This is a genomic window from Arenimonas sp. (genome assembly GCF_035721105.1).
GTDB lineage: Bacteria > Pseudomonadota > Gammaproteobacteria > Xanthomonadales > Xanthomonadaceae > Arenimonas.
Genome location: NZ_DASTNG010000036.1, coordinates 1 through 13,110, shown reverse-complemented (window position 1 = coordinate 13,110; position 13,110 = coordinate 1). Strand labels below are relative to the sequence as shown.

The window sequence follows — 13,110 nt, the reverse complement described above, 5'->3', positions numbered from 1 at the left end:
CATCTCCTGGCGGGGGGAAGGAATCACTCGGGGAACGGCAGCGGCTTCTTTTCGCCGGCCTCGACCCGCAGGTCGAGCCGGTTCTCCGGCAGCGGCATCGGGCAGGTCGAGTAAGGGGTGAAGGCGCAGGGCGGATTGTAGGCCTTGTTGAAGTCGAGCACGGTGGTGCCGTCGCGGCCCGGCGGATCGGCATACACCATGCGCGAGGCCGAGTAGGTCTCGTGGCCGCTGGTGCGATCGGCGAAGGTGAAGAACAGCCGGCCGTCACCCTCGTCCACCGCCTCCATGCGGAAGACCTTGCCGTCCTTCTCGAAGTTCAGCGTGCCGGGGTTGGGCATGGGTTCGATCATGCCCAGCACGTTGACGATCTCGACGGTCTTGCCCGGCGGATGCGCTTCGAAGCGGGCGACGATACGCATGTCCGGATTGATGTCGAAGTATTCCAGCCCCGGGAAGCGCGTGCGGGTCGGCGCGAACGCGTTGCGCACGCGCAGGCCGTGGCGGTCGGCGCGCTTGATCAGCACGAAGCTGGCGTCGCCCTTGTTGAAGGAGACCACCGTGGCCGGGCCCGTGGCGTCCGAGGCCAGCGGCACCAGGGCCTCGGGCTCGGGCGCGACGCCGTCGATCATCACCTCGGCCTCGACCCCCGGATGCAGCTTCAGGGTGGCGCTGCCGTCGCGGGCCAGGGTCAGCATGCCGATCTGCGCCGGCCCGACCGCCAGCCGGGTGCCGTTGTCCTTCGCCGATCCCACGTAGGTGGCGCCCGGGGTCAGCCAGTGCAGGCCGACCAGCGAAAGCCAGCCGTCCGGGCGCTTGAGCGTGGCCAGGCGCTGGTCGCGCCAGGCCAGGATCTCGCCTTCATAGGCCAGCCGGGCGGCGCGCGCGGCGCGCTCGTCGTTGCGGGACTGGGCGGCCTCGTCGGCACCGCCGCCGCATCCGGCCATGACGGCCAGCGCGCCCACCCAAAGCATCGTTCTCAGCTTCATCAGCGCCCCCTGAGGAACAGTCGGTCGAGTTCGGTCTTGCTCAGCTGCACCCAGGTGGGGCGGCCGTGGTTGCATTGTCCGCTGCGCTCGGTGGACTCCATGTCACGCAGCAGGGCGTTCATCTCCGGCAGGGTCAGGCGCCGGTTGGCGCGCACCGAGGTATGGCAGGCCAGGGTGGAGAGCAGTTCGTTGCGCGCCTCCTCGAGCTTCCGGCTGCTGCCGTGCTCGCGCAGGTCCGACAGCACGTCCAGCACCAGCGCCTTCGGGTCCAGGTCGGCCAGCAGGGTCGGGACGCTGCGCACGCTCAGCGACTGGGGCCCGGCCCGCCGCAGCTCGAAGCCGTAGCCGGCCAGGGTGTCGGCGTGCTGCTCGGCGATGTCGGCCTCGCGCTCGGACACCGCCAGCGGCAGCGGCACCAGCAGCGGCTGGCTGCGGATGCCTTCGCCGTCGCGCGCGGTCTTGAGGCGCTCGTAGGTGATGCGTTCGTGGGCGGCGTGCATGTCCACCAGCACCAGGCCCTGTTCGTTCTCGGCCAGCACGAACACGCCGTGCAGCTGCGCCAGCGCATAGCCCAGCGGCGGTGCCGCGGCCTCGTTCGCGGCCGGCATCGGCGCAGCGGCGCCGATCGGACCGGCGCCGCCGGACGCACCGCCGTAAAGCGCCGCGTAGCCGGCCAGCGTGTCGCGCACCGGCAGCCCGAGGCCGCCCTGCGCCGGCGGCTGCCAGCCGCCGCCGAAGCCCGTGGCCGCGGCAACGCCGGCTTCGGCGCCGGCGGCGGCCAGCCCGGCGCGGGTCGACGCCAGCGCTTCGTGCAGGGTGCGGTAGATGAATTCATGCACCAGCCGCTGCTCGCGGAAGCGCACCTCGTGCTTGGCCGGGTGCACGTTGACGTCGACCTGGCGCGGGTCGCACTCCAGGAACAGCACGAAGGCCGGATAGCGCCCGTGGAAAAGCACGTCGGCATAGGCCTGGCGCACCGCGTGCGCGACGGTGCGGTCACGCACCGCGCGGCCATTGACATAGAAGTACTGCTGGTCGGCGCTGGAGCGCGCGGCGGTCGGCAAGCCGACCCAGCCCCACAGCCGCAGGCCGGCGCCGGCGTGTTCGACCTGCAGGCACTGCGCGGTGAACTCCTCGCCCAGCGCCTCGGCGACGCGGCGGACGTGGTCGCCGCCGTCGCGCGCCGGCTTGTAGTGGCGGGCCAGGCGGCCGTTGTGGCTGATGCGCAGCTCGACCTGCGGGCGCGCCAGCGCCAGCGAGCGCAGCCACTCCTCGATGTGGCCCAGCTCGGTGCGTTCAGCGCGCAGGAACTTGCGCCGCGCCGGCACGTTGAAGAACAGGTCGCGCACTTCCACCGTGGTCCCGGCCGGATGCGGATGCGGCTGCGGCGGCGCGAACTTGCCGCCATCGACCTCCAGCCGCAGGCCGTGGTCCTGCGCCGCGGTGCGCGAGCTGATCGCGAAGCGGCTGACCGAAGCGATCGACGGCAGGGCTTCGCCGCGGAAGCCGAGCGTGGCGACTTCCTCGAGGTCGTCGAGCGAGCTGATCTTGCTGGTGGCGTGCCGCGAGATCGCCAGCGGCAGCTCGCCGGCCGGTATGCCGCCGCCGTCGTCGCGGATGCGGATCAGGCGGATGCCCCCCTCCTCCAGGTCGATGTCGACGCGGGTGGCGCCGGCGTCCAGCGCATTCTCGACCAACTCCTTGACCACGGAGGCCGGACGCTCGACCACTTCACCGGCGGCGATCTGGTTGACGAGGGTGTCGGGGAGCTGCTGGATCGGCACGGTGGGCCTCGGGAAGACGAGGCCCGATGATACCAGCGGCGGCTCGGCTTACTCCGGCGCGGAGGCCAGGGTCGGCGGGACCGGGATGGTCAGCCGGTCGCCGATGCGGACGGTGTCGCCGCTGAGGTGGTTGGCGGCGCGGATGCTGCTCATGGGCACGCCGTGGCGGGCCGCGATCAGGCTCAGGGTCTCGCCGCGGCTGACCACGTGCTGGCGGCTGCCGCCGAACTGGCCCTGGCGGGCGGCGTACCAGGTGCCCGGGGGCGCCTGGTCGGAGAAGTACGTGCGCAGGCCGCCGTGGATGGCCTCGACCATGCGCTTGCGGTAGGCGGGGTCGCTGAGCTTGGCTTCTTCACCGGGATTGGAGATGAAGCCGGTCTCGACCAGCATCGAGGGCACGTCGGGCGAGCGCAGCACCACGAAGTTGGCGCGCTCGATCTGCGGCTTGTGGGCCTTGCCGAACTGCTTGAGCGACGCGAGCACCTGGCTGGCGGCGTCGTCGGACACGCGCATGGTGGCGTTCTGGGACAGGTCGAGCAGCACCGCGGCCAGGTTCTTGTCGCGCGCGTCGAGCTCGACGCCCCCGACCAGGTCGGCGGCGTTTTCCTGGTCGGCCAGCCAGCGCGCCGCCTCGGACGAGGCCCCGCGCAGCGACAGCACGTACACCGACGCGCCGCTGGCGGACTTGTTGTGGGCGGCGTCGGCGTGGATGGAGATGAAGAGGTCGGCCTGCGCTTCGCGGGCGATCATGTAGCGCTGCTCGAGCGGGATGAACACGTCGCGGTCGCGCACCAGGAACGCGCGCATGCCCGGATCGGCGTCGATCCTGGCGGCGAGCTCGCGCGCGATCGCCAGCGTGATGTCCTTCTCGTACTTCTTGGTCGGGCCGATCGCACCGGGGTCCTTGCCGCCGTGGCCGGCGTCGATGGCGATCACCAGCTTGCGATCACCGGTGCCGATCACGTCCTGCAGCGTGCGCGCAGGCGCGGGCTTTCCGGCGACGGTGTCGCCCTCCTCGCGCAGGTCGAGCACGAGGCGCGAACCGCTGCCGACGTGTTCGATGCGGCTGCGCGGCTTCACCGCGCGCGCCAGGTCGAGCACCACGCGCAGGTCGCCCTCGGCCGGCTGGCCGGTGCGCACGCCCGCGACCACGCCGTTCGGCGCCGGCGCCCGGTAGGAGGCACCCAGCGTGGTGCCGGACAGGTCCAGCACCAGGCGATCGGGATTGGAGAGGGTGAACACCTTGTAATCCACGGCGCCGGTGAGCTCGACCACGGCGTGCGTGCCGGCATCGTCCTCGACCACTTTCATGCCGTCGATGCGGGCCGCCTGCGCGCCCAGCGCGACCAGGCCCAACAGGGCCGGAACCAACAAGGCGGGGACGGGAATGCGGCGCATGGGCGGGATTCAACCACCGTCCCCGGCGAAAAGCAAGAAAATCCTTTTTAAATCCGGGGCCTGCCGAACCTTCCTAGGAATCGCGTCAGAAGATGCCCGGAGAGGCCGTCAGGACGCCATCCTGGCCAGCCAGGCCTCGCCCGCCGGACTGGCCGCGACCAGGCTGGCGCGGCGCCCCGCCCCCTCGACCGCCAGCCGCAGCCGCAGGTCCGGCGCCGGCAGCCCGCCCTGCCCCCGCTCCGGCCACTCGACCAGCCACAGGCTGGCCTCGGCGCTGAGTTCGTCCAGGCCCAGGAAATCCAGCTCCGACGCGGCCGCCAGGCGATACAGGTCGAGGTGCGCGGCCTCGCCGCCCGGGACCGGGTAGCGCTCGACCAGCGTGTAGGTCGGGCTGCGGATGGCGCCGGTGACGCCCAGCGCCCGCAGCAGGGCCCGGGCCAGCGTCGACTTTCCCGCGCCCAGGTCGCCCTCCAGGTAGACGACCGCCCGCGGCGGCCGGCTTTGCGCCAGCGCCGCGCCCAGGGCCTCGGTGGCCCCGGCGTCCGCAAGGAAGCGGGCGTGGCTCATGCGGGGTTCGCCATCCGGCGCAGGTGCGGGAACAGGTCGGAGGGCAGCAGCCCGCGCTCGCCGCCGACGCGGGCGGCGGCGTCGCCGGCGGCCGAATGCAGCAGTGCGCCGGCCACCGCGGCCTGGAACAGCGGCAGTCCCTGGGCGACCAGCGCCGCGATCACCCCCGACAGCACGTCGCCCATGCCGCCGGTCGCCATGCCCGGGTTGCCGGCGCCGATCACGGCGGGGATCTCGCCGGGCGCGGCCACCACGGTGCCGGCGCCCTTGAGCACCACGGCACAGCGATAGCGCTGCGACAGCGCCTCGGCGGCGCCGAAGCGATCGGCCTGGATCTCGGCCTTGTCCTTGCCCAGCAGGCGCGCGGCTTCGCCCGGATGCGGGGTCAGGATGGCCTGCGGCACCGCCTGCGGATGGCTGGCCAGCAGGTTCAGGGCGTCGGCATCGAGCACCAGCGGCTTGCCCGAGGCCAGCGCCTCGGCGAACAGGGCGCGGCCCCAGTCGCCCTGCCCCAGGCCGGGCCCGACCGCCAGCACCGTGGCGCGCTCGAGCAGCGGCGCCAGCGCCTCGGCGTCCTCGACCGCGTGGGTCATGGCCTCCGGCCGCGCCGCCACCAGGGCCGCCACGCCCGAGCGCCGCGTCGCCACGCTGGCCAGGCCGACTCCGGTGCGCAGCGCGCCTTCGGCGCACAGACGCACGGCGCCCCCCATGCCTTCCTCGCCGCCGATGCACAGCACGTGGCCGTGTTCGCCCTTGTGGGCATTGGCGTGGCGCGGCGCCAGCCAGCGCGCCAGGCCTTCCGGGCGGCAAAGCCAGGCGGCCGGGCGGATCTCGTCGAAGGCGCCGATCTTGAGATCCAGCCGGTCGAGCAGCACTTCCCCGTCGAAATCGCGGGCCATGCCGGTGTACAGGCCGCGCTTGGCGCCGATGAAGCAGAGCGTCACCGTCGCCCGCACCGCCGTGCCGCTGGCGTGCCCGGTGTCGGCGTCCAGGCCGGACGGCACGTCCAGCGAAAGCACCGGCACCCGCGCCGCATTGATGCGCTCGATCATCGACTGCGCGGCGTCCGAGGGCGGGCGCGCCAGGCCGAGGCCGTACAGCGCGTCGACCCAGGCGTCGGCCTCCGGCAGCATGCCGTCGAAGCTGGACACGCTGCCGCCGCAGGCGCGCCAGTCGGCCAGCGCCTGCCGTGCCTGGGCGCTGCGCGGACTGGCGCCGGGCGGCGTGACCACGTGCACCTTCAGGCCGGCCGCCCGCGCCAGCCGCGCCACCACGTAACCGTCGCCGCCGTTGTTGCCCGGGCCGCAGGCCACGCCGAGGGTGCGCGCCTTCGGCCAACGCTGCTGCAGCAGCCGCCAGCTGGCGGCGCCGGCCCGGCACATCAGCTCGTAGGGGGCGACGCCCAGCGCGCTGGTCGCCAGTTCGTCCATGGCCCGGACCTGGGTGCTCCGGTATAGCGGCAGCTGTTCGCTCATGCAGGGATTCTATACTTGCGCCGATGCCCGACCTCGCCACCCTCGCCGATCGGATCAAGACCTGGAGCCGGGAACTGGGCTTCCAGCAGCTGGGCGTGGCCGGGATCGCGCTGGGCGAGGACGAGGCGCACCTGCGACGCTGGCTGGACGAGGGCCTGCATGGCCGCATGGACTACATGGCCCGCCATGGCGACCTGCGCGCCCGTCCGGCCGAACTGGTGCCCGGCACGCTGCGGGTGCTGTCGGTGCGGATGGACTACGGCACCGGCGACGACGACGCCGCCTGGCGCACCCTCGACCAGGGCGATCGCGCCTACGTCGCGCGATACGCGCTGGGCCGCGACTACCACAAGGTGATGCGCAACCGCCTGCAGAAACTGGCCGACCGGATCGCCGCCGAGATCGGGCCGTTCGGCTACCGCGCCTTCGTCGATTCGGCGCCGGTGCTCGAGCGCGCGCTGGCGCGCGACGCCGGCCTGGGCTGGATCGGCAAGCACAGCTGCCTGATCAACCGCGATGCCGGCAGCTGGTTCTTCCTGGGCGAGATCCTCACCGACCTGCCGCTGCCGGTCGACGCCCCCGCCAGTGCGCACTGCGGCACCTGCAGCCGCTGCATCACGGTCTGCCCGACCGGCGCGATCATCGCGCCGTATCGCGTCGACGCGCGCCGCTGCATCAGCTACCTCACCATCGAACTGAAGGAATCGATCCCCGAGGACCTGCGGCCCCTGGTCGGCAACCGCATCTTCGGCTGCGACGACTGCCAGCTGGCCTGCCCCTGGAACAAGTTCGCGGTGCGGCACGAGCAGCCCGACTTCCAGCCCCGCCACGCCCTGGACGACATCGCCCTGGCCGACCTCTTCGCCTGGGACGAAGCCACCTTCCTGCAGCGCACGGAGGGCTCGGCGATCCGCCGCACCGGCCATGCGGGCTGGCTGCGCAATATCGCGGTGGCGCTGGGCAATGCCCCGACCACGCCCGAAGTCCTGGCGGCGCTGGCCAGCCGTCGCGACGATCCGGATCCGATGGTGCGCGAACACGTGGCCTGGGCCCTGGCCCGACACCCCAAGCCGGTCAGCGACGCGCCCGGATCTCGTCCAGCAGCGCCCGGGTAACCGGGTCGCCGGCGGCGACCGCGTCGTCGGACAGGGCCGGCAGCAGTTCGCCGGCGATGCGCTTGCCCAGCTCCACGCCCCACTGGTCGAAGGCGTTGATGCCCCAGAGCACCGACTGCGCGTAGACGCTGTGCTCGTACATCGCCAGCAGCGCGCCCAGCGAGTGCGGGCTCAGTTCGTCCAGCAGCAGCAGCGTGGACGGACGGCCGCCCGGGTAGCCTTTCTGCGCGTCTTCCGAGGGCCAGCCGGTGCCCAGCGCTTCGATCTGCGCCAGCAGGTTGGCCAGCAGCACGTCGTGGTGGTGGCCGTGCTCGTGCGCGGGGCGGACCACGCCCAGGAAGTCGGCCGGTACCGTTTCCGTGCCCTGGTGCAGGGCCTGGAAGAAGCTGTGCTGGGCATTGGTGCCGGCGCCGCCGAACAGCACCGGCACGGTCGCGGCCAGCACCGGGCTGCCGTCGTGGCGCACCGACTTGCCCAGGCTTTCCATCACCAGCTGCTGCAGGAAGGACGGCAGCAGGCTCAGGCGCTGGTCGTAGGGCAACACGGCGCTGCTCGAAAGCCCCAGTCCGTTGCGGTTCCAGATGCCGGCCAGCGCGTGCCAGACGGCCAGGTTGCGCTCGGGCGGCGCGGTGAGCGCGTGTTCGTCGAGCATCGCGGCGCCGGCCAGCAGCTGCGCGAAGCGCTCGCGGCCGATCGCCAGCTGCACCGCGAAGCCCACCGCCGACCACAGCGAATAGCGGCCGCCGACCCAGTCCCACATCGGCAGCACGCGCTCGGGCGGGATGCCGAAGGCCTGCGCACGCCCGAGGTTGGCGCTGACCGCGAACAGCCGGTCGGCGCCGCCCATCCAGTCGCGCAGCAGCGCGCCGTTGAGCAGGGTTTCCTGGGTGCCGAAGCTCTTGGACACCAGGATGCCGGCGGTGCGCGCCGGGTCCAGCCCACGCAGCAGGTGCTGGGCCGCGCTGCCGTCGATGTTGGTGAGGAAGTGCACGCGGAAGCGGCCGGCGTGGAAATCACGCAGCGCATCCACCGCCAGCCGCGGCCCCAGGTCGGAGCCGCCGATGCCGACGCTGACGATGTCGGTGACGTCGCTGGCTTCGAGCGCGGCGTGCAGCGCGTCCATGCGGCCGCGCGCCTCGAGCGCCAGCGCACGCGCCTCGCGCGCCGCGGCGGACTGGCCCAGGTCGCTGCGCAGCGCGGTATGCAGCGCCGGGCGACCCTCGGAGGTATTGACCTGCTCGCCCTCGACCAGCGCGCGGAACGCCTGCGGCAGGCCGGCGGCGCGGGCCAGCGCGAACAGTGCGTCGCGCGCCCTGGCGTCCAGCCGCTGGCGCGCGAAGCTGGCGTACAGCGGCCCGACCCGCAGCGCGAACTCGCTGGCGCGCGCGGCGTCGGCCGGCAGCAGCCCGGCCGCGCGCACCCGCCCGGCCTCGCCCTGCAGCGCCTGCCAGTGCGACGGGTCGAGCAGCCGGCGCTCAGTCACCGTCGAACTCCAGGTTGTCGATCAGGCGGGTGCGCCCCAGGCGCGCCGCGATGAGGGCCACGAGCCCCTTCTCGTCGGGCGACTTGGCGCGGGTCAGGTCGGCGCGGCGGACTTCGGCGTAGTCGACCACGAAGCCGGCGGCCTCGAGCCGCGACACCGCCTCGTCCTCGATGCCGGTGACCGGCAGCCCCTGACGCGCAGCGTCGCGCATGAAGCGCAGCGTCTGGTGGACGTGGGTGGCGGTCTGCCGCTCGTCGCCCTGCAGGTACTGGTTGCGCGAACTCATGGCCAGCCCGTCGGGCTCGCGCAGGGTCGGCGCCGGGATGATCTCGACCGGGAAGCTCATTTCCTTGGTCATGTAGCGGATCACCTGCAGCTGCTGGTAATCCTTGCGCCCGAACACCGCCAGGTCGGGCTGGACCATGTTGAACAGGCGCGCCACCACCTGCGCCACGCCGTTGAAATGACCGGGCCGGTGCGCGCCGCACAGGATGTCGGTGATGCCCGGCACGTGCATCTGCACGCAGCCCATGGTCCCGAACGGATACATCTGCTCCACCGGCGGCAGGAACAGCGCGTCGCAGCCGGTGTCGGCCAGGCCCTGGATGTCGCGGTCGGGGGTGCGCGGGTAGCGCGCGTAGTCCTCGTTCGGCCCGAACTGGGTCGGGTTGACGAAGATGCTGGCGACGACGCGGTCGGCGTGGCGGCGCGCCAGCGCGATCAGCGCATGGTGCCCGGCGTGCAGGTTGCCCATGGTCGGCACGAAGCCGACGCTGGCGCCCTCGCGGCGCCACTGGCGGACCTGGGCGCGCAGGGCGGCCAGCGTGGTGTGGGTCTGCATGTATTTCAGTATCCGTGTTCGGGGGCGGGGAAGCTGCCGTCGCGCACCGCGGCCGCATAGGCCTGGAACGCGCCCAGCACCGAGCCGCCGTCGGCCAGGAAATCCTTGACGAAGCGCGGGCGGCGGTGGCCGCTGTTCATGCCCAGCAGGTCGTGCAGCACCAGGATCTGGCCGTCGCAGGACGGACCGGCGCCGATGCCAATGGTGGGGATGGCGATGGCCGCGGTGATCTCGGCCGCCAGCGCCGAGGGCACGCATTCGAGCACCAGCAGGTCGGCGCCGGCCTCGGCGACGGCGCGGGCGTCGGCCAGCAGCTTCTTCGCCGCGGCGGCCTCCTTGCCCTGCACCTTGTAGCCGCCCAGGCGCAGCACCGACTGCGGGGTCAGGCCCAGGTGGGCGCAGACCGGGATCTCGCGCTCGGCGAGGAACCGGATCACCTCGAGCTTGGGGCCCGCGCCTTCGAGCTTGACCATCTGCGCGCCCGCCTGCAGGCAGCGGGTGGACGCGTCGAGCGCGCGCGCCGGCGTGGCGTCGGACTGGAACGGCAGGTCGGCGACCAGGAAGGCGCCCGACAGGCCGCGCGCGACGCAGCCGACGTGGTAGACGATGTCGTCCACCGTCACCGGCAGCGTGCTGTCGTGGCCCTGGCAGACCATGCCCAGGGAATCGCCGACCAGCACCAGGTCGATGCCGGCGGCATCGACGCTGCGGGCGAAGCTGGCGTCGTAGGCGGTGATCGAGACGATGCGCCGGCCTTCGGCCTTCATCTTGCGCAGCGCGGGCACCGTGAGGCGGACGCGCGCCGGCGCTTTGGAATCGTTCGCGTACATGGCGGTGGCCCGGGGGAAGGAACCCCTAAGGTATCGCTTCGATACCCGAAACATCCACCGCGGCGAGCAGGGACGCCACGTCGCCCCGCCCCGGGATGACGAGGCCCGGGGCGATTTCCGCCAGCGGCACCAGCACGAAGGCGCGCTCATGCAGGTGCGGATGCGGCAGGGTCAGGCCGGGTTCGTCGATGACCTCATCGCCGTAGGCCAACAGGTCGAGGTCCAGCACCCGGGGGCCCCAGCGATCGGCCTCGCTGCGGACGCGGCCGAAGCGCTCTTCGATCGCCAGCAGCAGGGCCAGCAGCGCCGGCGCCGTCGTCCGCGTGCGCAGCTCGACCACGGCGTTAACGAAGCCCGGCTGGTCGGTCTTGCCCCAGGCCGGCGTGCGGTAGAAGGCCGACTGGCGCTGGATCGTGGTCTGCGGCAGCGCGTCGAGCGCCCACAGCGCCTCGACCAGCGTGGTCTCGACGTCGCCCAGGTTGCCGCCCAGGCCGACGAAGGCGCGAACCGGATCGTCCGGCCTCACCCGCCGCCGCCCTCGCCTCCGGCCGGCTTGCGCCGGCGCCGGCGGCGCTTCTTCGGGCCGGGCGTGCCGCCCTCGGCCTCGTCTTCGCCAGCCTCGGCGAAGCCATCATCGGGACCGCGCTCGCGGCGCGCCGACTTCGGCACCAGGCGCTCGGCCAGCTGCTCGGGCGCCTGGGCCTGGGCCTCGCGCCAGAAGGCGACGTCGGCGGCGAGTTCGGGTGCGGCGCCGGCGCGCAGTTCGAGGAAGTCGAAGGCGGCGCGGAAGCGCGGATGCGACAGGAGGCGGAACACGCGCTTGCGCACGCGCTGGCCGAAGCGCGGCTGCAGCAGCCAGATCTCCTGCATCGGCTGGGAGAAGCGGCGCGGCAGCGCGATCCGCTGGGCCTGGTGCAGGGTGACGCGGTCGGCGGCGCGCTGCTGCGCGACCAGCGGGTCGATCCCGGCCTTCTGCAGCACCGCGAGCTCGCGGCAGTAGGCCGGCCACAGCAGGGCCGCGAACAGGAAGGCCGGCGTCACCGGCTTGTCCTGGGCGATGCGTTCGTCGGTGTTGCGCAGCGCCTGCAGCAGCATCGCGCGCAGGGCGCCGCTGCGGTTGGTGTCGATGGCGACCGCGGTCTCGGGGAACAGCGCCGGCAGCAGGCCGTGGTTCTCCAGCAGCATGAAGCTGGCCTCGGCGTGGCCGGCCAGGAACATCTTCAGGCATTCGTCGAACAGGCGCGCCGGCGGCGCGGCGGCCAGCAGCGGCGCCAGCTCGGGAATGGGCGCGGCGGCGTCGGGCGCGATCGCGAAGCCCAGCTTGGCCGCCAGCCGCGCCGCGCGCAGCATGCGCACCGGATCCTCGCGGTAGCGTTCGACCGGATCGCCGATCAGGCGCAGCACGCGGTCGAGGCAGTCCTGGTAGCCGCCGCAGTAGTCGCGCACCGAGAAGTCCTCGATCGCGTAGTACAGCGCATTCGCGGTGAAGTCGCGCCGGACCGCGTCGTCCTCGATGGTGCCGTAGACGTTGTCGCGCAGCAGCCGGCCGCCATCCTCGGTCTCGCGGTCGCCGCTGCCGTCGTCGATGTTGGCCCGGAAGGTGGCCACCTCGATGATCTCGCGCCCGAACACCACGTGCGCCAGCCGGAACCGGCGGCCGATCAGGCGGCAGTTGCGGAACAGCGACTTGACCTGCTCCGGGGTGGCGTCGGTGGCGACGTCGAAGTCCTTGGGGTGGCCGCCAACCAGCAGGTCGCGGACCGCGCCGCCGACCAGATAGCCCTGGAAGCCACCTTCACGCAGCTTGTAGAGCACGCGCAGGGCGTTGGGACTGATGTCCCTGCGGGAGATTCCGTGCTCGGCGCGCGGCACGATCAATGGCGTCAGGGGAGTGGCGATGCGCTTGTCCATTCGGGTCGGGGCGGCGCGGGGTCCATGCGCGGCGGCTTCGGGCGGCGCCGGACAGCTTCCCGGCACCGGTAAAGCCCGGTATACTAACGCCCGCTGCACCGCTTCGCCATCCGCGCTCCCTTCGTCTAGTGGCCTAGGACACGGCCCTCTCAAGGCTGGAACAGGGGTTCGAGTCCCCTAGGGAGCGCCACTCTTCAGAAGGCCCGGCCATGCCGGGCCTTCGCTTTTCCCGGGGCCGCTGCCGCCGCCGCGCTGGGCCTCGCGGGCCGCTGCCGCTAGAATCGGCGCCATCCGAACCGCCTTCGAGCCCTGGCCATGCCCTTTGTCGTCATCGAGAACTGCATCAAGTGCAAGTACACCGACTGTGTCGAGGTGTGCCCGGTCGACTGCTTCCACGAAGGCCCCAACTTCCTGGTCATCGACCCGGAGGAATGCATCGACTGCACCCTGTGCGAGCCGGAATGCCCGGCCAAGGCGATCTACCCCGAGGACGACGTGCCCGCCGGCCAGGAAGGCTTCATCGCCCTCAACGCCGAGCTGTCCAAGCAGTGGCCGGTGATCACGACCCGCCAGGACCCGCTGCCCGACGCCGCCGAGTGGGACGGCAAGCCCGGCAAGCTCCCTCTTCTCGAGCGCTGACCCTCCCGGCAGGACCGCCTCCCGGCCCAAAAAAAGGGGTCAGCGTACCTATCCGTTTGAAACGGATAGGTACGCTGACCC

Annotated in this window: 12 protein-coding genes and 1 tRNA gene; 3 read left to right on the top strand and 10 right to left on the bottom strand. The window is 72.4% G+C overall.

What is annotated here, in order from left to right:
• Positions 1-23: 23 nt before the first annotated feature.
• The 5 genes from VFQ84_RS04670 to VFQ84_RS04650 form a co-directional block, all read right to left on the bottom strand.
• Positions 24-986, bottom strand: a complete 963-nt coding sequence (locus tag VFQ84_RS04670; RefSeq protein ID WP_325129709.1) for a DUF1684 domain-containing protein — start codon at positions 984-986, stop codon at positions 24-26.
• Positions 986-2,770: a DNA mismatch repair endonuclease MutL gene (gene mutL, locus VFQ84_RS04665; protein WP_325129707.1), complete on the bottom strand. Its 1,785-nt coding sequence runs from the start codon at positions 2,768-2,770 to the stop codon at positions 986-988. Before mutL ends, VFQ84_RS04670 begins: the two co-directional genes overlap by 1 nt.
• Positions 2,771-2,818: 48 nt before the next feature.
• Positions 2,819-4,168: an N-acetylmuramoyl-L-alanine amidase gene (locus VFQ84_RS04660; RefSeq protein WP_325129705.1), complete on the bottom strand. Its 1,350-nt coding sequence runs from the start codon at positions 4,166-4,168 to the stop codon at positions 2,819-2,821.
• A 108-nt stretch (positions 4,169-4,276) separates the two neighbouring features.
• Entirely contained in the window at positions 4,277-4,735 is a 459-nt protein-coding gene (tsaE, locus tag VFQ84_RS04655) for a tRNA (adenosine(37)-N6)-threonylcarbamoyltransferase complex ATPase subunit type 1 TsaE (protein WP_325129703.1), read from the bottom strand.
• Positions 4,732-6,210: an NAD(P)H-hydrate dehydratase gene (locus tag VFQ84_RS04650; protein WP_325129701.1), complete on the bottom strand. Its 1,479-nt coding sequence runs from the start codon at positions 6,208-6,210 to the stop codon at positions 4,732-4,734. The genes tsaE and VFQ84_RS04650 overlap by 4 nt, the downstream gene beginning before the upstream one ends.
• A gap of 23 nt (positions 6,211-6,233) precedes the next feature.
• Between VFQ84_RS04650 and queG the strand changes: the two genes are divergently transcribed.
• The gene (gene queG, locus VFQ84_RS04645; RefSeq protein ID WP_325129699.1) at positions 6,234-7,325 is read left to right on the top strand and encodes a tRNA epoxyqueuosine(34) reductase QueG; all 1,092 of its coding nucleotides are present in this window, start codon (positions 6,234-6,236) and stop codon (positions 7,323-7,325) included.
• Here the strand turns inward: queG and pgi are convergent.
• Genes pgi through pcnB form a run of 5 tightly spaced genes read right to left on the bottom strand, consistent with a single transcriptional unit; the run spans position 7,285 to position 12,390 of the window.
• Positions 7,285-8,793 carry a glucose-6-phosphate isomerase gene (gene pgi / locus VFQ84_RS04640; protein WP_414636999.1) on the bottom strand — a complete coding sequence of 503 codons (1,509 nt, stop codon included), beginning with the start codon at positions 8,791-8,793 and terminating at the stop codon, positions 7,285-7,287. The genes queG and pgi overlap by 41 nt on opposite strands.
• A gap of 7 nt (positions 8,794-8,800) precedes the next feature.
• Positions 8,801-9,649: a pantoate--beta-alanine ligase gene (gene panC, locus VFQ84_RS04635; RefSeq protein ID WP_325129697.1), complete on the bottom strand. Its 849-nt coding sequence runs from the start codon at positions 9,647-9,649 to the stop codon at positions 8,801-8,803.
• Between the two features lie 5 nt (positions 9,650-9,654).
• Positions 9,655-10,479: a 3-methyl-2-oxobutanoate hydroxymethyltransferase gene (gene panB / locus VFQ84_RS04630; RefSeq protein ID WP_325129694.1), complete on the bottom strand. Its 825-nt coding sequence runs from the start codon at positions 10,477-10,479 to the stop codon at positions 9,655-9,657.
• Positions 10,480-10,504: 25 nt separating this feature from the next.
• Entirely contained in the window at positions 10,505-11,005 is a 501-nt protein-coding gene (folK, locus tag VFQ84_RS04625) for a 2-amino-4-hydroxy-6-hydroxymethyldihydropteridine diphosphokinase (protein WP_325129692.1), read from the bottom strand.
• Positions 11,002-12,390, bottom strand: coding sequence for a polynucleotide adenylyltransferase PcnB (pcnB, locus tag VFQ84_RS04620; RefSeq protein WP_325129691.1), 1,389 nt, complete (start codon positions 12,388-12,390; stop codon positions 11,002-11,004). Before pcnB ends, folK begins: the two co-directional genes overlap by 4 nt.
• A gap of 114 nt (positions 12,391-12,504) precedes the next feature.
• On the opposite strand from pcnB, the gene VFQ84_RS04615 reads away from it, so the two are divergent.
• Together VFQ84_RS04615 and fdxA are read left to right on the top strand one after the other, a co-directional pair.
• Positions 12,505-12,580 (top strand) — tRNA-Glu (locus VFQ84_RS04615).
• Between the two features lie 125 nt (positions 12,581-12,705).
• Entirely contained in the window at positions 12,706-13,029 is a 324-nt protein-coding gene (gene fdxA / locus VFQ84_RS04610) for a ferredoxin FdxA (RefSeq protein WP_034210635.1), read from the top strand.
• Positions 13,030-13,110: the final 81 nt, after the last annotated feature.